At 71.0% G+C, this 17,623-nt stretch carries 17 protein-coding genes; 12 read left to right on the top strand and 5 right to left on the bottom strand.

Annotated elements, in window-relative coordinates:
• Positions 1-114: 114 nt before the first annotated feature.
• The 3 genes from ASF28_RS11745 to ASF28_RS11735 all read right to left on the bottom strand — a co-directional run bounded on the left by ASF28_RS11745 (position 115) and on the right by ASF28_RS11735 (position 1,918).
• Entirely contained in the window at positions 115-489 is a 375-nt protein-coding gene (locus tag ASF28_RS11745) for an AtpZ/AtpI family protein (protein WP_056092434.1), read from the bottom strand.
• A gap of 171 nt (positions 490-660) precedes the next feature.
• A complete protein-coding gene (locus tag ASF28_RS11740) occupies positions 661-1,317 on the bottom strand; it encodes a thioredoxin domain-containing protein (RefSeq protein ID WP_056092431.1) in 657 nt (218 codons plus the stop codon).
• Positions 1,318-1,420: 103 nt separating this feature from the next.
• Positions 1,421-1,918, bottom strand: a complete 498-nt coding sequence (locus tag ASF28_RS11735; protein WP_056092428.1) for a DUF721 domain-containing protein — start codon at positions 1,916-1,918, stop codon at positions 1,421-1,423.
• Between the two features lie 124 nt (positions 1,919-2,042).
• Here ASF28_RS11735 and mutY point away from each other — a divergent pair, with 124 nt between their 5' ends.
• A complete protein-coding gene (gene mutY, locus ASF28_RS11730) occupies positions 2,043-3,389 on the top strand; it encodes an A/G-specific adenine glycosylase (RefSeq protein WP_157085569.1) in 1,347 nt (448 codons plus the stop codon).
• 314 nt (positions 3,390-3,703) lie between these two features.
• Here the strand turns inward: mutY and ASF28_RS11725 are convergent, their stop codons facing one another.
• On the bottom strand, positions 3,704-4,897 hold the full coding sequence (locus tag ASF28_RS11725; RefSeq protein WP_274533124.1) for a site-specific DNA-methyltransferase: 1,194 nt from the start codon (positions 4,895-4,897) through the stop codon (positions 3,704-3,706).
• A gap of 598 nt (positions 4,898-5,495) precedes the next feature.
• Here ASF28_RS11725 and ASF28_RS11720 point away from each other — a divergent pair.
• The 9 genes from ASF28_RS11720 (at position 5,496) to ASF28_RS11680 (ending at position 13,380) form a co-directional block, all read left to right on the top strand.
• Complete coding sequence (locus tag ASF28_RS11720; RefSeq protein WP_056092425.1) at positions 5,496-5,843, top strand: septal ring lytic transglycosylase RlpA family protein; 348 nt, start codon at positions 5,496-5,498, stop codon at positions 5,841-5,843.
• Positions 5,844-5,952: 109 nt separating this feature from the next.
• Positions 5,953-6,267, top strand: a complete 315-nt coding sequence (locus ASF28_RS11715) for a polyhydroxyalkanoic acid system family protein (RefSeq protein ID WP_056092422.1) — start codon at positions 5,953-5,955, stop codon at positions 6,265-6,267.
• 58 nt (positions 6,268-6,325) lie between these two features.
• Positions 6,326-6,535 carry a hypothetical protein gene (locus tag ASF28_RS11710; protein ID WP_056092418.1) on the top strand — a complete coding sequence of 70 codons (210 nt, stop codon included), beginning with the start codon at positions 6,326-6,328 and terminating at the stop codon, positions 6,533-6,535.
• A gap of 64 nt (positions 6,536-6,599) precedes the next feature.
• The gene (locus tag ASF28_RS11705) at positions 6,600-8,426 is read left to right on the top strand and encodes an ABC-F family ATP-binding cassette domain-containing protein (RefSeq protein WP_056092415.1); all 1,827 of its coding nucleotides are present in this window, start codon (positions 6,600-6,602) and stop codon (positions 8,424-8,426) included.
• 89 nt (positions 8,427-8,515) lie between these two features.
• On the top strand, positions 8,516-10,495 hold the full coding sequence (locus tag ASF28_RS11700) for a hypothetical protein (RefSeq protein WP_056092414.1): 1,980 nt from the start codon (positions 8,516-8,518) through the stop codon (positions 10,493-10,495).
• Positions 10,496-10,505: 10 nt separating this feature from the next.
• The gene (locus ASF28_RS11695) at positions 10,506-10,784 is read left to right on the top strand and encodes a hypothetical protein (RefSeq protein ID WP_157085568.1); all 279 of its coding nucleotides are present in this window, start codon (positions 10,506-10,508) and stop codon (positions 10,782-10,784) included.
• A 480-nt stretch (positions 10,785-11,264) separates the two neighbouring features.
• Positions 11,265-11,498, top strand: coding sequence for a hypothetical protein (locus ASF28_RS11690; protein ID WP_056092411.1), 234 nt, complete (start codon positions 11,265-11,267; stop codon positions 11,496-11,498).
• A 77-nt stretch (positions 11,499-11,575) separates the two neighbouring features.
• Positions 11,576-12,457, top strand: a complete 882-nt coding sequence (locus ASF28_RS11685; protein WP_443189735.1) for a cytochrome b/b6 domain-containing protein — start codon at positions 11,576-11,578, stop codon at positions 12,455-12,457.
• Positions 12,454-13,380, top strand: coding sequence for a molybdopterin-dependent oxidoreductase (locus ASF28_RS11680; protein ID WP_056092407.1), 927 nt, complete (start codon positions 12,454-12,456; stop codon positions 13,378-13,380). Before ASF28_RS11685 ends, ASF28_RS11680 begins: the two co-directional genes overlap by 4 nt.
• Positions 13,381-13,553: 173 nt before the next feature.
• On the opposite strand, the gene ASF28_RS11675 is transcribed toward ASF28_RS11680, so the two are convergent.
• Positions 13,554-15,842, bottom strand: coding sequence for a lytic transglycosylase domain-containing protein (locus tag ASF28_RS11675; protein ID WP_056092404.1), 2,289 nt, complete (start codon positions 15,840-15,842; stop codon positions 13,554-13,556).
• Between the two features lie 197 nt (positions 15,843-16,039).
• On the opposite strand from ASF28_RS11675, the gene dapA reads away from it, so the two are divergent.
• Positions 16,040-16,939 (top strand): 4-hydroxy-tetrahydrodipicolinate synthase, encoded by a 900-nt coding sequence (gene dapA, locus ASF28_RS11670; protein ID WP_056094085.1) that lies wholly within the window; start codon positions 16,040-16,042, stop codon positions 16,937-16,939.
• Between the two features lie 82 nt (positions 16,940-17,021).
• Positions 17,022-17,495 (top strand): SsrA-binding protein SmpB, encoded by a 474-nt coding sequence (smpB, locus tag ASF28_RS11665; RefSeq protein WP_056092401.1) that lies wholly within the window; start codon positions 17,022-17,024, stop codon positions 17,493-17,495.
• The last annotated feature ends 128 nt before the right edge of the window (positions 17,496-17,623 follow it).

The following is a 17,623-nucleotide window of genomic DNA, read 5'->3' as shown; positions in this document are numbered from 1 at the left end:
AAACCGAACGGGCCGAAGGCCCGCCACCACCGATTAGCCGCGCGAGCGGCGTTGTTGATCGCCGCGCGAGCGGCGCTCTTGATAGCCGCGCGAGCGGCGTTCTTGCCAGAACCGCTAGCGATCCTGTTCCTTCGTCGGCGCCTTCGAGAGGGCTCCCGAGACACGCATGACGTTGTAGACGCCGGTCAGGAAGCCCAGCATCAGCAGGACGATCAGGCCCCAGGGTTTCGTCCCCAGGAAATGATCGCACATCCAGCCGAGAATGCCCCCCGCCAGGACACCGGCGATGAACTCCGTGGAGAGCCGCATCGCCTGACCGAGAGGAGAGGGCCCGGTCGACGAACCGGAACGCGATGACGGACCGGGAGGGGCACTGGGCCGCTTCCGTTCGATCTGCGTCTCGAGACGTTTGAGCCTCTGGGAGAGGTCGTCGTCCCGCGCTTGCTCCCCGCCGGTGCCGCGCCCGTCCCCTGCGTCGTTGCCGCTCATACGCGAAAACTCACATTGGCGGGAGCGGAGGAACCGGCCGGGACGCCTCCTCCAAGCGGGCGGCAACATAGTTTCGCCCACCTTGAGTGTCAAGGCGACCCCGACTTGACTTAACGCATTGCACCCGCTGGCGAATTCGTCGTTTTGCCCCGGCGCGGAAAAAGCGATGGGTCAGGCGCCGAGAATCGGCTTGATCACCTTCTCCATGCCGTCGATGGACATCTCGCCGGTGTAGCGCTCGCCGTTGATGAAGAAGGTCGGCGTGGAATCGACCTTGAACGTGTCCATGCCGCGCTGCTTGACCGTGTTGATGGCCCCGTAGAGCTTCTGGTCCTTGAGGCAGGCCTCGAACTTGTCCTTCGAGAACCCGGCCTGGCGCAGCATCTGCTCCAGGGCGTCCACGGGCGATTGCGGCTTCTGCACGTAGGCCCAGGCCTGCTGCTGATCGAACAGCAGGTCGGTGATGGGGTAGTACTTCGCGTCGCCGTCGCAGCGCGCCAGCATGAAGGCGGCGGTGGCCAGGGGATCGAGGGGGAATTCCCGCAGGGTGAAGCGCACCTTGCCGGTGTCGATGTAGCGCTCCTTGAGCACCGGATACGTCGTCTTGTGGAAGGCGGCGCAGTGCGAACAGGTCATCGAGGCGTACTCGATGATCGTCACCTTGGCGTCCTTGGGGCCGAGCCAGACGTCGCCCAGGGGCCCGGGCTCCATGAGGGTCGAGAGATTCGCCCCGCCCTGCGCGAATGCGTCGAGGGTGAACCGGGGCAGGAGGGCCGCCGCGCCGATGGCGAGGCCGGTGGCTTTGAGGGCGTCGCGCCGGGTGATCATGGTCGTGACAGGCTCCGCGTGCGGGCGAACGGTTCGTCTGACGCCTGCGGTAGAATCTGCGGGCCGTCCTGACAAGGCGCGGGCGCCCGACTCCGCGTCCGACTCAGCGCCTGGGCACGGCTTTGTGGGCCGTGGCGACCACCGCCGTGCCGAGGCGGTCGAGGGCGTCGCGCAGGGCGTCGTCGTCGATGGTCCGGACCGCGAGCGCCACTTCGCCGCGGCGGACGGGATCGACCACGGGCGGCGGCACCGTCCGGCCGATGCGGTCGACCCGGCCCTGCCGCATGACGATCTTGGCGACGCAGGCCCAGCCGTAATGGGCGTTGACCCGCTGGATCACGATGGGAGCGAGGTGCTGGAGTTCGAGGGCGAACACCCCCTCCACCCGCACCACCAGGGTGCCGGGGTCGGGCCGGCCCTCTTCCTCGCGCCGGCGCCGGCGCGGCCATTCGAGCTTGGACGGCTGGCAGTAGCGCGCCAGGCGCTCGCCGACGATCTCGGGCCACGCCGCGAGGATGTCCGTGGAGGCGAAGCCCTGCGCGGCGAAGGCCGGGCCGATGCAGGCATCGAGCAGTTCGGCCAGGGGCTTGACCCGCGCCATGCGCACCTTTCCGCTCTCCCGCCGACGATCCACCCGGTATCGCGCCCGAATGGTTAGCACGGCGTTCCCTCACGCCGAAGGACCGGTTGGAGCCGTTGACCGGCCGGGGTAAGGACGGGCGCCCATGCCAGTGCCGAGCCCCGTGACCGACGCACGTTTCCCGAGCCCCAGGGCGCAAGATCTGCAAGCGCCGCAGGCCAAAGATCTGCTCGCCTGGTACGACCGGCATCGCCGCGTCCTGCCCTGGCGCGCCCTGCCGGGGCAGGCGCCGGACCCGTACCGGATCTGGCTCTCGGAGGTGATGCTGCAGCAGACCACCATCGCGGCGGTCAAACCCTACTTCCACAAGTTCCTGGAGCGGTTTCCGAGCCTCGACGCCCTGGCGGCGGCGCCCGAGGAGGCGGTGATGTCGGCCTGGGCCGGGCTCGGCTACTATTCGCGGGCGCGCAACCTCCACGCCTGCGCCAAGGCGGTGGCGGCGGCCGGAGCCTTCCCCGACACCCTGGTGGGCCTGAGGAAGCTTCCCGGCGTCGGCGCCTACACGGCCGGGGCCATCGCGGCCATCGCGTTCGACCGCCCGGAGGCCGCCGTCGACGGCAACGTCGAGCGGGTGATGACGCGGCTCTTTTCCATCGAGACCCTGATGCCCGCCGCCCGCGCCGAGGTCCGCGTGGTGACGCAGGATCTCGTGCCGACGGATCGGCCGGGCGACTTCGCGCAGGCGGTGATGGATCTCGGCGCCACCATCTGCACGCCGAAGCGCCCGGCCTGCGCTCTGTGCCCGTGGATGGCCCCGTGCCGGGCCCGCGCCTCGGGGACGCAGGAGACGTTTCCGCGAAAGCTCAAGGCGGTGAAGGGAACCCTGCGCCGGGGCGCGGCCTTCGTGGCGGTCCGGGCCGGCGACGAGGCGATCCTCCTGCGCACCCGCCCGCCGGAAGGCCTGCTCGGTGCCATGGCCGAGCCGCCCATGAGCCCGTGGGAGCCGGATTACGACCCGGCCCAGGCGTTGTTGGACGCGCCCCTCGACGCCCGCTGGAAGCGTCTGCCGGGCCTCGTCCGCCACGGCTTCACGCATTTCCCCCTGGAGCTGACGGTGTTTTTTTCCCGCGTGGCGCTGAGCACCCAGGCCCCCGCCGGCATGCGCTTCACGCCTCGGCGGGATCTGGACGACGAGCCCCTGCCCGGCGTGATGAAGAAGGTGCTGGCCCACGCCTTCGATCCGAAGCCGGACCCGCTGAAACGCGGGCGCCCGAAGGCCATGCGGGCAATGGCCGATACGCCGCTCTTCGCCGAGCCGGAGGACGAGGCGCCGCCGCCCCCGCCGAGCTTCCGCCCGGTGCCGAAGCCGGCGCCCCGCGCCGTCGCGGCAGCGCCGGCCGAGGACGGGGAGGGGTTTTTCGAGGACCCGGACGAGGCGGCCCCGCCGGCGGTGGCGCGCAAGCGGGGACGGCCGAAGACGCGCGGGCGGTAGGGGGCGAACCCTCCCCCTTTGCGCGCTGCGGCCTCAGGCATCTGCCCGACAACTGTATCCGAAAGCCTCAGGAAGACCGCTTCAAGCACGCCGTGCTCCCTCTCCTTTCAGGAGAGGGGACCCGCGCTGCCTGCGAAATGTGTGAAGACGACAGCTTCCGTAGGGGAGGGTGGTCGCGGAGCAGGCGGGCCGGGACGAAGTCCCGCAAGAGGGAGCGACCTCTCCGGAACCGGCGCTCCCCTCATCCGACCCGCTGCGCGGGCCACCTTCTCCCGCAGGGGGGAGAAGGAACCCGCGACTCATCCGGCTGTCGTTCAGGCGGCCGAACCCATGGCCGCCCGCATCCGCGCCCGGAACACGTCGATGACCACGGGCTTGCCGTCGCGGGTGGCGTGCCAGAAGTCCCAGCCGTTGCAGGCGGGCAGGCCCTGGACGAGGGCGCCGATCTTGTGGATCGAGCCCGAGGCCGGGCCGGCCATGATCGTGCCGTCGGGGCGGACCACGGCGCTGTGCCGGCCGCGCGCGTCCGTGAGGGTCTCGCCGGCGCGGATGTGGCCGGCCTCGAGAACGCTGAGGAAGGCGACGCGGGGCTCGGCGCGCTTCGTCGGCGCCACCATGAGGGCCGCCTGGGAGAGCGGCTCGACGGCGTCGATGCGGGCGCGGGCCGCGTCGGCGTAGACGGTCTCGCGCTCGATGCCGATGAAGCGGCGGCCGAGGCGCTTGGCCACGGCCCCGGTGGTGCCGGTGCCGAAGAACGGGTCGAGGATCACGTCGCCGGGATTCGTCGCCGACAGGATCGTGCGGGCGAGAAGGGCTTCGGGCTTCTGGGTCGGGTGGACCTTGAGGCCGTCGGCGCCCTTGAGGCGCTCGTCGCCGGTGCAGAGGGGGATGAACCAGTCCGAGCGCATCTGGACGTCGTCGTTGCCGCCCTTCAGCGCCTCGTAGTGGAAGGTGTAGCCCTTCGATTCGGCCGAGCGCGAGGCCCAGATCAGGGTCTCGTGGGCGTTGGTGAAGCGCTTGCCCCGGAAGTTCGGCATCGGGTTGGCTTTCCGCCAGACGATGTCGTTGAGAATCCAGAACCCGAGGTCCTGCAACGCCCCGCCAACGCGAAAGATGTTGTGGTAGGAGCCGATGACCCAGAGGGTCGCGTTCGGCTTCATCACCCGGCGGGCGGCCGTGAGCCAGGCGCGGGTGAAGGCGTCGTAGGCGGCAAAGCTCGAGAACTGGTCCCAGGCGTCGTCGACGGCGTCGACGCGGCTCTGGTCGGGCCGCAGGAGCGAGCCCTCGCCGAGTTGGAGGTTGTAGGGCGGATCGGCGAACACGCAGTCGACGCTGCCCGCCGGCAGGGCGTTCATGGCACTGATGCAGTCTCCGACGAGGATTTCGTCGAGGGGGAGACGCTGGACGGAGGGTACGAGACCCATCCGCGGCGCCGACACGAGCCGCCCGGTACGCGAGACATTTTTCCGGGCGGCGGTGCCGGCAACCACGGTACGCGGGGAAGCCATGGCAAACACCGGTTACGCGACTGACAAGACGGACCATGGGGCCGTTAACGTAAAGGGCGGGTTGCCGGGTTGAGGCGAATGCGTCTCGATTTGGGGCTGCAGTTTTTGCCGGGTGCGTTGCCATTGCCACCCGCAGGCTAGAGTTGTCCGCCCTGCCGCACGGTGATGCGCTTTCTCCAGGTTTTCGCGAGACTTTCTTGGTGAAGTCGGAGCAATCCTCAAGTCGAGGCGACAGGGAGGGACGGGGACCTGACCGGGTCCGACGCGTGAGATCGCCCCTGCAACACGGCGGCCGCAAAAAATTCTTTCGTTCGAGCCGCCCCAAACGCGGCACATGGCTGGGTCTCGCTCCGTGCAGGGCGGTTTTATTCCGCGCTGACGGGGCGCGGCGCCGGACCTGCGGCTCGTCAGTATTCGCCTGACACCACTGGCGTTTCCGACTTCCCCACAGCGATCCACACTACATCGCGGCACACCCTGAACTAAGCCCGCGGCTCTAGCCTCATATGCGGCGGATAGTGCCTCATTGTCAGCGGTCTCATTTTGGCCCCGTTCGAACTCATTTTGCCGGCCATCCGAAACAACCGAGCAAGATCGAATGAACATCAAGCCCGTTCGCGTAGCCGCCGCCCTCGTTGGAACCGCCGTGACCCTCGCCAGCCTGCCCGCCGCCGCCCAGAGCGGTGGCGCCTCGTGGTACGGAAGCGGCCGTCAGACGGCCAACGGCGAGCGCTTCAATCCGAACGGGATGACGGCGGCCCATCGCAGCCTGCCCTTCGGCACCCGGGTGCTGGTTCAGAACAAGCGCAACGGCCGCTCCGTGGTGGTGCGCATCAACGACCGGGGCCCGTTCGTGCGCGGCCGGATCATCGATCTCGCCAAGGGCCCGGCCCGCGCCATCGGCCTGGGCGGGGTGACCCACGTGGCGCTCAGCGTCGTGCATTGACCGGCGCAGGCTGAACCGTTCCGAAAATGGGTCGATCGGCGGCCGCCGGCGTTGTCTCGCCGGTGGCCGTCCCCATGTCGGGGGTCCGAGCCGAACGTGCAGGACCCCCATGGCCAAGCCCCTGATCGTCGAAATCCCCCATGAGCTCGGCCTGGCCGAAGCCCGCCGGCGCATCGCCGACGGCATGGGCCAGGTCCAGGGGCTCCTCGACAAGACCGGGGTCGCCGTCGACAAGCTGGCCTGGACCGACGACCGCCTCGACTTCGCCATGGCGGCCATGGGCCAGAAGGTGGACGGGCAGGTGGATGTCGGCCCCCAGACCGTGCGGGTCGAGGTGCGGCTGCCCCTGCTGCTGGCCCTGTTCGCCGAGCGCATCCAGAAGAAGCTCGGCCAGGAGGGCAACCTGTTGCTCACGAAGAAGTAAGGCGGAACCGGCGCGCCGGGCGCCCGTTCCTCACGCCCGACCTTTTCGCGAGGCCCCCATGTCGAATCCCGGTGCCCCCGTTCCCGAGACGCCCTACGAGGCGCCGCAGACGCCGCCGCCCGGCCCCGATCTGCCCGCGCCCGAGTTCCCCGGCCACATGCCGACGGAGGCGCCCGACGTGACGCCGGACGAGATCCCGGTGAACGATCCGGGCGTCGGCCCCGATGTCGGCCCCGCGCCCACGGGGCCCGCCAACCCGGTGATGTAGGCTTTCCGCACACGGCGCCCCGAACCATTTGTTCGCGGGCGCCGGCACTGCCATAAGCCCGGCCATGGCCGCTCCCCCGCTTCTCACCCTCCAAGACGTCGCCCTCACCTTCGGCGGCACGCCCCTCATCGAGCGGGCCGAACTCGCGATCTCGCCCGGCGAGCGCACCTGCCTCGTCGGCCGCAACGGCTCGGGCAAGTCGACGCTCATGAAGATCGCCGCCGGCCTGGTCGAGCCCGACAAGGGCGTGCGCTTCGTCCAGCCCGGCACCACCATCCGCTACCTCGCCCAGGAACCCGACTTCTCCGGGTTCAAGACCACCCTCGACTTCGTCGAGGCCGGCCTCACCCACGGCGACGAGGCCTACCGCGCCCGCTACCTGCTGGAGAGCCTCGGCATGACCGGCGAGGAGGACCCGGCCCGCCTGTCCGGCGGCGAGGGCCGGCGCGTGGCCCTTGCCCAGGCCCTCGCCCCCGAGCCCGACGTGCTGCTCCTCGACGAGCCCACCAACCACCTCGACCTGCCGGCCATCGAGTGGCTGGAGGCCGAGCTGAAGAGCGTGCGCGGCGCCCTCATCCTCATCTCCCACGACCGGCGCTTCCTCTCGGCCCTGTCGAAGACCACGGTCTGGCTCGATCGCGGCACCACGCGGCGGATCGAGCAGGGCTTCTCCACCTTCGAGGCGTGGCGCGACGCGTTCTTCGAGGAGGAGGAGCGCGACCGGCACAAGCTCGAGCGCAAGATCGCCGACGAGGAGCATTGGCTGCGCTACGGCGTCACGGCCCGGCGCAAGCGCAACGTCCGGCGCCTCGGCAACCTCCACCAGCTCCGCAAGGACCGGCGCGAGGACCGCCGCCCCGTCGGCACCGCCACCATGAGCTCGACGGAGGCCGATCCGTCGGGTGCCCTCGTGGTCGAGGCCAAGGGCGCCGCCAAGGCCTACGGGGAGCGCACCATCGTCACCGACCTGTCGATCCGGGTGATGCGCGGCGACCGCCTCGGCATCGTCGGCCCCAACGGCGCCGGCAAGACCACGCTCATCAACCTGCTCACCGGCCAGCAGCCGCCGGATTCCGGCACCATCGCGCTCGGCACCAACCTCAAGATGATGCTTTTGGACCAGACCCGCGCGGTGCTGGAGCCGTCGATGACGGTCACCGAAGTGCTCACCGGCGGCAGCGGCGATTCGGTGACTGTGGGGGGCGTGAGCCGCCACGTCATCGGCTACATGAAGGACTTTTTGTTCGCCCCCGAGCAGGCCCGGACCCCGGTCAGCGTGCTGTCCGGCGGCGAGCGCAACCGCCTGCTCATCGCCCGGGCGCTCGCCCAGCCCGCCAACCTGCTGGTCCTCGACGAGCCGACCAACGACCTCGATCTCGAGACCCTCGACCTCCTGCAGGAGATGCTCACGGACTATTCCGGCACCCTGATCCTCGTGAGCCACGACCGCGACTTCCTCGACCGGGTGGTCGGCAGCGTCCTCGTCAGCGAGGGCGAGGGCGCCTGGATCGAGTATGCGGGCGGCTACACCGACATGATCGCCCAGCGCGGCGAGGGCGTGCAGGCCCGCACCGTCGCCTCGACCACGCGGGCGGGCCGGGCCGAGCAGCGCGAGCGCGGCAAGGCGCAGGAGGCCGCGAAGGCCGACGCCGCCCCGCCCAAGGGCAAGCTCAACTTCAAGCACCAGCACGAGCTCAAAACCCTGCCCGAGCGGATCAAGAAGCTCGAATCCGACATCGGCAAGCTGCGGGCGGTCCTGGCCGACCCGCAGCTTTACGCCCGCGATCCGGCCCGCTTCTCCAAGGCGTCCGGGCTGCTCAGCGAGGCCGAGACCCAGCTCGGTGCGGCGGAGGACCGCTGGCTCGAACTGGAGATGCTGCGCGACGCGTGACGGCCTTCATGATGCCGTGAAGGCGATGTGGTGTGGTTCGCTTCGCGAATAGCCGCATCGCGAAAAGCCGCCTGCCATCGGGATCGAACGTGTCCGCCTCTCCCTCCGCCCCCATCCGGCGCTTCGGCTGGCTCGTCGGCCTGCCCGGCCTCGCCGCGATCCTCGGCGTCGCCGTGCCCCTGGTGACGCCGCCCCTGGAAGCGCGCCTCGACGCGGAGGCCGGCGCGGTCGTGCGCGGGACGGCACGGGCGGGGGCCGAGCCGTGGCTGCGCGTGACCGCGCGGGGGCGCGACCTCGTGATCCTCGGCGAGGCCCCGGACGCGGCGGCGCGCGACGACGCCCTGGCGCGCCTCGCCGCCCTGCCGGGCCTGCGCCGGATCGATGGAACCTTGGGCCTCGTCGAGACCGCCGCCCCGTTCGTCTGGACGGCGACGCGCACGGGGCCGGACCGCATCGCCCTCACGGGCAACCGCCCGGCCGAGATCGGCCCGCACGCCCTCGCCGACCGGCTGGCCCCGGCGCTCCCGGCCGGCACCCGCCTCGACGACACCGCCCACGCCGCCTACGGCGCGCCGGCCGAGTTCGGGCCGGCCGCCGCGGAGGCGGTCTCCGCCCTGAAGGCCCTGCAGCCGGGCGCCCGGGCCGAACTCGCCGACACCCGCCTGTCGATCCACGGGGAGGCGATCTCGACGGAGGACGAGGCGCGCCTGCGCGCGGCCCTCGCGACCCCGCCGGCGGGCTTCAGCCTCGGCACCATCGAGATCCTGCCGGCCAAGGTCCCGGATTTCAGCTTCGGCCTCGTGCGGGCCACCGGCGGCGCCCTGACCCTCACCGGCCACGTCGTCTCGGAAACCGCCCGCGCGGCGCTCCGCGCCCGCGCCGCGGAGATCGCCGAGGGCGCCGGCATCCTCGACGAGACCCACACGGCGCGCGGCCTCGACGCCCGCATCGATCCGGCCGGCCTCACCGCCTTCGCCCTGCGCCTCGTCGCCCTGCTGCAGGAGGGCGGCGTCACCTTCGCGCACGGCGCGATGGCGGTGACGGGGATCGCCCTCGACCCGCAGGCCGTCGACGAGATCGCCGCCCTCCTGCGCGACGGGCGCCCGGCCGGCGTCGAAGCCGGCCCGGCGACCCTCGAGACCCGGCCGCTCAAACCCTACCGGGTCCAGCTCCGGCGCGAGGCCGACAGCGTGACCCTCGGCGGCCACGTGCCGGATGCGGCCACCCGCGACCGCATCCTCGCGGCCCTGCGCCCGAGATTTTTCCGCGAGCGGATCATCGACCGGAGTCGCGTGGCGGAGGGCGCGCCCGACGGCCTGACCGGCGCCCTGGAGGCGGGCATCGCCACCCTGGCGGTGCTGGCGCGGGGCGAGGTCCGGGTGGCCGACCGCGCCCTGACGCTCACGGGCGACAGCCTCTATCCCGAGAGCGCCCGGCGCATTGAGGCCGATCTGCCCCGTGCCCTGCCCGCCGGCTGGCGGGGCGAGGCCGCCATCGCGGTGCCGGGCGTCGCCACCGGCCCGGCCCCGGAGGCCTGCGCCGCGCGGTTCACCGAACTCGAGCCGCCCCAGGCCCTGCGGTTCGTCCCCGGCAGCGCCACCCCGACGGCGGCGTTCTATCCCTTCCTCGACACCGTGGCGGCCTGGGCCAAGGCCTGTCCGACGGGACGCATCGCGGTCACGGGCCACGCCGACCCGGCCGGCGCGGCGGCCCCGAAACCGGTCCTCGACAGCGCCGTGGAGAGCACGGCGTCCGTCGATGCGAAGGGCACGGACGCGAAGGCACCGGCGAAGCCGGGCAAGACCAAACCCGAAGCGGCCAAATCCGAGGCGGCCAAACCCGAGGCGACCAAGCCCGCCAAGGCTGCGGACGGCAAAGCGGCCCCCGACAAGACGCCCGCCAAGGCGGACGCGCCGGCCGAGCCCGAACCGGACCTGCCGCGGCAGCGCGCCCTGGCGCTGGTCGACTACCTGCTCCAGGCCGGCCTGCCGCCGGACCGGGTCACGGCCGATCCGGCCACGCAAGCCCGCCCCCCCGCCGAGGGCATCGGCCTGGCCCTGCGGCCATGAGGAGTCCGTCGTGATCGCCCTGCTGACGCTGATCGGGCCGGCCCTGGTGCTCGGCTTCCTGCTCGGGGCGGTGGTGGGCCGGCTGGCCGGATGGCCCCGCACGCGGGCGAGCGTGGCGGGGACCTTCGTCCTGATGCTCGCGGCGGCCCTCGCCGGCGGCCTGAGTGTCGCCGGCCTCGTCCCCGGCCGGCCGGGCCTGTGGGTCGAGGTCGGGGCCCTGATCCTCGCCGCCTACCTCGCCGGCGCCGGCCTCGGGGCGGTCTCCGTCGGGCGACAGGCGTCCGCCTGAACCGTCGCCGCGTGGTCGAAGTCAACACTGGGGCCCCGTCCGCTCACGACCAGACCTCGTCGTACAAACCACCCGGCGCCATCCGCGGAAAGGCCGTCGTTCGTCGATCCGTGATGGCGGCGGCAGCGCCCATCTGTGGGCCTTCTCCCGCAAGCGGGAGACGGGCCGCCTCCGGTGCAGGCGTGAGCCCCGATGCGGGTGGCCTCGACGGCGTCAGGTCGAAGTCGCCCGCTTGTCCAAGGTCGCGATCCGGTTCGGCGGCTTCCCGCCCGAGGGCTGAAACTTCTCGCGGACCGGTTCCGTAACGATAGCCGAGAACAGGATCGCGCCCAGGCCGAAAGCCTTGATGTGAGCGCGGAATTTCTATTGCAAAATCATCATAGTATAGGAAAGTCATTCTTTATTTTCGAGGAACAACGATAGAATAATACCGTTGTCCTGTGGGTTGGATAAGATGTTCACCTCCACAGGAGATCCCACATGAAGAAGTTCACCCTTGCGCTGACCGCCTTGACCGCCCTCGGCGGCATCGCCCTCGCCGCCGGTTCGGCCACGGCCGCCCCGATGTCCGTCAACGGTCTTCAGTCCGAGAGCGGCGTCACCCAGGTCCGCATGGACCGCGGTGAGCGGATGATGATGAAGAAGCGCATGATGCGGAAGAATATGATGAAGCGCCGCATGATGAAGAAGCGGATGATGAACCGCGGCATGTGATCTCGAACGTCTGACACTTTCGGAGGTCCCGCCCCAGGGGCCTCCACCCCGACGGCCACGACTTCGAGGAAGACCGTTTGGCGCGAACCGACCTCACCCGTTCCGCCCCCGAGATCGGCGAGATCGAGCGCCGCCGATGGATGTTCAGGCACCCCGCCGTCATCCGCATCACCCACTGGGTCAACGCGGTCTGCCTCCTGGTCCTGCTCATGAGCGGCCTGCAGATCTTCAACGCCCACCCGGCCCTGTACTGGGGCAACGTCTCGACCTTCGATACGCCGCTGATGGCGATGTCGTCGACGGAGGACGAGCCGCCCAAAGGTGTGACCACGGTCTTCGGACGCGGCTTCGAAACGACGGGCTGGCTCGGCTCGTCGACGGGGTCCAACGGAGAACCGGCCGACCGCGGCTTCCCGGCCTGGGCGACCCTGCCGAGCGACCAGGACCTCACGGGCGGCCGCTCCTGGCACTTCTTCTTTGCCTGGGCCTTCGTCCTGAATGGGCTCGCCTACCTGCTCTACGGGCTGGTCAGCGGACAGCTTCGGTTCCGCGTGATCCCGTCGCGCGATCAGCTCCGGCATTTCGGCGCCTCGGTGCGGGAGCACCTGACGTTGCGCTTCCCGCAAGGGGACGAGGCCAAGCGCTACAACGTCATTCAGAAGCTCACCTACCTCGTCGTGCTGTTCGTGCTCCTGCCGGTGCAGGTCCTGGCCGGCCTCGCGATGTCGCCGGCGATGAACGCGGCCTTCCCGTTCCTGCTGACCCTGTTCGACGGACGCCAATCGGCCCGCACGGTGCACTTCGTCGTGGCGGCCCTGCTGGTCCTGTTCGTCGTCGTGCACGTCGCCCTGGTCCTGCTGTCGGGCTTCTGGAACAACATGCGCGGCATGCTCACCGGCTGGTTCGTCATCGAGCGCAAGGTCGAGCCGGCCGGCGCCACGGAGCAGCCGCGGGCATGAGCCGTCTTCCCAGCCGACGCGCCCTCCTGACGGGGGCTTCCGCCACGGCCGCGGCCGCCATGCTCGGCGGATGCGACCGCCTCGGCAACGCGGCGTGGTTCCAGCGCACCCTCAAGACCGGCGAGGATGCCAACCTCTTCGTCCAGCGCCTGCTCCTGACCGAGCGGTCCCTGGCACCGGAATACACGGCGGCCGACCTTTCGCCGTGGTTCAAGCCGAACGGCACCGAGGACCCGCCGGACAAGGACTACAAGGCCCTGGCGAAGGGCAAGTTCGCCAAGTACCACCTGGAGGTCGGCGGCCTCGTCGAGGCGCCCTTCCGGCTGTCCCTAGCCGAGCTTCGCACGCTTCCCGCCCGCACCCAGATCACCCGTCACGATTGCGTCGAGGGCTGGAGCGCCATCGGCCAGTGGACCGGGGTGCCGCTGGCCGACCTCCTGACCCGGGCCAAGCTGAAGCCGGAGGCGCGCTACGTGGTGTTCCACTGCGCCGACACCATGGACCAGGGCAATCCCCTCGAAGGAGGGGGCGACGGCGCGGAGACGGACGCGGCGGCGCCCGCGGGCAACGCCAACCCGGCCATGACCAAGCAGTCGGGCGACGGCGAGAGCCGGACGGATTCCGGCGGCCAGCAGGCGTCGGAAGAGAGTGCGGTCAGCGGCGGAGCGCCGGTCCGGTACTACGAGAGCATCGACCTCGTGGACGCGTTCCACCCGCAGACGATCCTCGCCTACGACCTGAACGGCAAGGCGCTTCCCGTCTCGAACGGCGCGCCCCTGCGCCTGCGGGTCGAACGCAACCTCGGCTACAAGCAGGCCAAGTACGTGATGCGCATCGAGGTGGTCGAGGGCTTCGCCCATCTCGGCGAGGGCAAGGGCGGCTACTGGGAGGACCAGGGCTACGCCTGGTATGCCGGCATCTGAGCCGTCCGCGTGCTCCCGGCTTCGAACGGTGACCTCGATCAACGTCTCACGAGCGGCGGCGGACGGTCGAAACTTCGCCGACGAGTAGCGGACGGGCAGAACCCCACCCGGCCCGGCCTCTCCGAACGGATCTCACGCGTCGGCTTCCTTCCACCGGCCGCGACGCTCTCCCCTCAGCGCGCCCCGCGCTGCAGGTCGCCGTCGATGAGGAGCGCGCTCTTGGTGTCGAGGCGGGTGCGGTAGATCTGCAGGTTCTCCATCACCCGCTGGACGTAGTTGCGGGTCTCGGTGAACGGGATGCGCTCGACCCAGTCGATGGGGTCGACGCCGGCTTTCCGCGGGTCGCCGTAGGCGTCGATCCACTTCTTCACGTTGCCGCCGCCGGCATTATAGGAGGCGAAGGCGAGGATGTAGGAGCCGCGCCAGTCGTCCATGAGTTCGCCGAGATGGGCCTGGCCGAGGCGGGCGTTGTAGGCGGGATCGCTGGTGAGGCGGTCCTGGTCGAAGGCGGCGCTGACCCGGCGGGCCGTGCGCTGGGCGGTGGCCGGCATCATCTGCATCAGGCCGCGCGCCCCGACGCTCGACTGCGCCAGGGGGTCGAACTGGCTCTCCTGCCGGGCGATGGCGAAGACCATGGCCTTCTCCACCAGGGGCACGGCGGCGGACGCCTCGTAGGCGGGAATCCCGATGGTCGGGTAGGCGTGGGCATCCAGGGGCAGGCCGCGCTGCACGGCGATCTTGCCGATGGCCACCAGGGCCCGGGCGTTGCGGACCTCGGCGGCGATGTTGCCCAGGGCGTCGAGTTCGGCCGGGTCGGTGAGCTTCGTCGCCGCGTCGATGTAGAGCGGCAGGGCCAGGTCCTTGAGGGAGGCCGCCTCCAGCATGCGCAGGGCCCGGACGGAGAACCGGTCGGCGAAGGCGACTTGGGCCGGGGCGTCGAGCTCGGGGATCGAGCGGAGCGCCAGGCTGGTGCGGCCGAGCTTGGCCCGGGCGAGCTGGCCGTAATAGGCGATGGGCTGGAGGGCGGCGCGCTCGTAGGCAGCCTTGGACGCGTCGGTCCGCCCCTCGGCCTCGGCGGCGCGACCCTGCCAGTAGGCGGCGCGGGCCTGGGAAATCGGCGTCTCGGCGATGGCGGCGGCGGCGTCGAAATGACGGCCTGCCGTCGCGGAATCGTCGAGGAAGCGCAGGGCGATCCAGCCGGCGTGGAACTCGGCCTCGATGCGCTTCTCCACCGTGCGGGCGCTGTGGCGGCCGGCGACGACGTAGGCGGTGCGGGCGTCGCCGAGATCCACGAGCTTGCGGGCGACGATGCGGCGCTCGACCCACCACTCGTCGCCGTCGACGAGGACCTCAGGGTTCGTCGGCGCGACGGAGAGCAGGGCGGCGGCCTCGGCGTACTTGTCCGTGCGGCGCAGGTGCTGCGCCCGCGACAGGATGTAGGACGAATCGCCCCGGAGCGACGGCGGCACGGCGTTGAGGGCACTGGGCGCCGACGAACTCTTGTCCTCCACGGCACGGCGGGCGCGGACCAGGGTGGCGTAGCCACCGCCCGCGAAGGCGGCGGCCCGGCCGGCGGTCTCGTAATCCTCCTTGAGGAGGGTGCGCTCCATGCGGAAGCGGTGGTCGATGCGGGTGAGCACGCCCGGGAAGGCGTCCATCACCTTGCCCTCCAGGCTGCGCCCGAAGGTCTCCGAGCGCCACAGGTCGCGCACCAGGGCGGCGGCGTCCGCGTCGAGCCCGTCGGCGCGGAAGGCCAGGGCCAGGGCGAATTTTCCCGGCGCGCTCGCGGGCTTCGACGTGGCGAAGTAGGCCCGGACGATGGCCGGCCCCTTGCGCTCGATGAGCAGGGCCTCTTCCGCCCGGCGGCGCAGGAGCGGGCCGGCGGGCCAGTCGGGGTTGGCGCGGGTAAAGGAAATGGTGCGCTCGAAGCCGATGCCGGCACCGGCCCGGATGGCGACCCATTCGAGGAGGGCGCGGGCGGCGGGGTCCCTGAAGCCGTCGCGCAGGCGGTCACCCTCCGCGACCTTGCCCTTGCGGTAGGCGTCGATGGCCTGGCGCAGGGCCGGCACGTCGATGTCGGGGGCGATGCGCGCGGCCCGCGCCGGGTCGGGCAGTTCCGGCACGGGGGCCACGGGCGACACGGCGGCGTCGGGCAGGGGGAAGGCGATGCCGGCTTCCGGATCGGCCGAGGCGTAGGCCTTGGCGGAGACGGGCAGGGACGAGGCGGGGGCCGCCGCCGCGGGGGTCTCGGCGCTCTTGGCCTCGAGCTTCAGGGCGTCGGCCGCCACGGGATCGGGGGTCCGGGTGTCGGAGAGGGCCCGCGACGGGGCGGCGGCGTCGCTCACGGGCAGCGGTTCCGAGCCCGCCGCGAACACGCCGGACGCGACGAGCGTCCCGGTCAGGGCCGTGCCCGCCAGAACGAGGGCCAGGGCGGCGCGATGCGAACACGTCCGGAACACCATGGTCTCACGAATCCCTGAGAGTGCGGGCGTCGTTCAAACTCATCCAGAGGGCGTTAAGAAGGCATTAACCCCGTCAAAGCAGCGTTTGCGCCCGTGCGGCCGAGGCCTTATGTCTCGCCGCCTGATGCGGGGCCGGTCCGGGCCCCGGCGCATGACGAGCCCCCGGGGCCGGGAACGCCAGGATGACCGACACCAGGATGACCGACACGACGACCCGGCGCCTGAAGGGCGCGATGACCGCCCTGGTGACCCCGTTCCGCGACGGCGCCTTCGACGAGGCCGCGTTCCGCGCCTTCGTGAACTGGCAGATCGAGCAGGGCATCCACGGCCTCGTGCCCGTCGGCACCACGGGCGAGACCCCGACGGTGACCCCGGCCGAGCACGACCGCGTCGTCGAGATCTGCATCGAAGTGGCCGCCGGGCGCGTGCCGGTGATCGCCGGCGCCGGCTCGAACTCCACCGCCGAGGCGGTGGAGCGCGCGCGCCACGCCGAGAAGGCCGGTGCCGACGCCGTGCTGGTGGTGACGCCGTACTACAACAAGCCGTCCCAGGCCGGGCTCTACGCCCACTTCAAGGCCGTCAACGACGCCGTCGGCATCCCGATCATCGTCTACAACATTCCCGCCCGCTCCATCGTCGACATGAGCGTCGAGACCATGGCGCGCCTGTACGAGCTGAAGAACATCGCCGGGGTGAAGGACGCGACGGCCAAGCTCGACCGGGTCAGCCTCCAGCGCCAGGCCATGGGGCCGGACTTCATCCAGCTCTCCGGCGAGGACGCGACGGCCCTCGGCTTCAACGCGCAGGGCGGCTGCGGCTGCATCTCCGTGGTGTCGAACGTCGCCCCGCGCCTGTGCGCCGACCTGCAGGAGGCGACGCTGTCCGGCGACTACGCCAAGGCGCTGGCCCTGCAGGATATCCTGATGCCGCTCCACACCGCCATGTTCATCGAGCCGAACCCGGCGCCGGCCAAGTACGCCCTGGCCCGCCTCGGCCGCATGCGCGAGGACCTGCGCCTGCCGCTCCTGCCCGTGGGCGACGCGAGCAAGGCGGCGATCGACGCGGCGCTCCGCCACGCCGGACTCCTCGACGGCTGAATACCGTCTGGCGCAATCGGCCCGGACGGACCATATCCCTCGGCCCGGCCGCGCCCTGCGGCCGGCCTGAAACGACGATGTGATGGCACCCAAACCCGATCCCGACCGCCGCGTCGTCGCCGACAACCGCGCCGCCCGCTACCATTACGAGATCACCGACACCATCGAGGCCGGGCTCGCGCTCACGGGCACCGAGGTCAAATCCCTGCGCAAGGGCAAGGCCACCATCGGCGAGGCCTATGCCGGGCCGTCGGGCTCCGACCTGATGCTGTTCAACGCCTACATCCCGGAATACGTCGAGGCGAACCGCTTCAACCACGAGACCAAGCGCCCGCGCCGGCTCCTGCTGCACCGCAAGCAGATCAACAAGCTCATCGGCGCCACCCAGCGCGACGGCTTCACCGTGGTGCCCCTCAAGATCTACTTCAACGAGCGCGGCCGGGCGAAGATCGAACTCGGCCTCGGCCGCGGCAAGAAGCTCCACGACAAGCGCGAGGCGACGAAGCAGCGCGACTGGGAGCGCGACCGCGCCCGCATCATGCGCGACCGCGGCTGATTTTTTGAGATTGGTGGCCGGGCCGACGCCGCCCGGACCGCAGCGCCGGTCATCGCCCGGCTCGACACGGGGCGTAGACCCGTTGTCCCGGACGCCTGCAGCGTCGCGGAAGGCGAGCCGGGACCCAG

Source organism: Methylobacterium sp. Leaf99, assembly GCF_001422375.1.
Classification (GTDB): Bacteria; Pseudomonadota; Alphaproteobacteria; order Rhizobiales; family Beijerinckiaceae; genus Methylobacterium.
The sequence above is the reverse complement of the archived record's forward strand: the minus strand, read 5'-3'. Positions and strand labels throughout refer to the sequence as shown.

Excerpts from the sequence above, each read along its gene's own strand:
- ASF28_RS11745 (WP_056092434.1), bottom strand. The coding sequence starts at position 489 with ATGAGCGGCAACGACGCAGGGGACGGGCGCGGCACCGGCGGGGAGCAA.
- ASF28_RS11740 (WP_056092431.1), bottom strand. The coding sequence starts at position 1,317 with ATGATCACCCGGCGCGACGCCCTCAAAGCCACCGGCCTCGCCATCGGC.
- ASF28_RS11735 (WP_056092428.1), bottom strand. The coding sequence starts at position 1,918 with ATGGCGCGGGTCAAGCCCCTGGCCGAACTGCTCGATGCCTGCATCGGC.
- mutY (WP_157085569.1), top strand. The coding sequence starts at position 2,043 with ATGCCAGTGCCGAGCCCCGTGACCGACGCACGTTTCCCGAGCCCCAGG.
- ASF28_RS11725 (WP_274533124.1), bottom strand. The coding sequence starts at position 4,897 with ATGGCTTCCCCGCGTACCGTGGTTGCCGGCACCGCCGCCCGGAAAAAT.
- ASF28_RS11720 (WP_056092425.1), top strand. The coding sequence starts at position 5,496 with ATGAACATCAAGCCCGTTCGCGTAGCCGCCGCCCTCGTTGGAACCGCC.
- ASF28_RS11715 (WP_056092422.1), top strand. The coding sequence starts at position 5,953 with ATGGCCAAGCCCCTGATCGTCGAAATCCCCCATGAGCTCGGCCTGGCC.
- ASF28_RS11710 (WP_056092418.1), top strand. The coding sequence starts at position 6,326 with ATGTCGAATCCCGGTGCCCCCGTTCCCGAGACGCCCTACGAGGCGCCG.
- ASF28_RS11705 (WP_056092415.1), top strand. The coding sequence starts at position 6,600 with ATGGCCGCTCCCCCGCTTCTCACCCTCCAAGACGTCGCCCTCACCTTC.
- ASF28_RS11690 (WP_056092411.1), top strand. The coding sequence starts at position 11,265 with ATGAAGAAGTTCACCCTTGCGCTGACCGCCTTGACCGCCCTCGGCGGC.
- ASF28_RS11680 (WP_056092407.1), top strand. The coding sequence starts at position 12,454 with ATGAGCCGTCTTCCCAGCCGACGCGCCCTCCTGACGGGGGCTTCCGCC.
- ASF28_RS11675 (WP_056092404.1), bottom strand. The coding sequence starts at position 15,842 with ATGGTGTTCCGGACGTGTTCGCATCGCGCCGCCCTGGCCCTCGTTCTG.
- dapA (WP_056094085.1), top strand. The coding sequence starts at position 16,040 with ATGACCGACACGACGACCCGGCGCCTGAAGGGCGCGATGACCGCCCTG.
- smpB (WP_056092401.1), top strand. The coding sequence starts at position 17,022 with ATGGCACCCAAACCCGATCCCGACCGCCGCGTCGTCGCCGACAACCGC.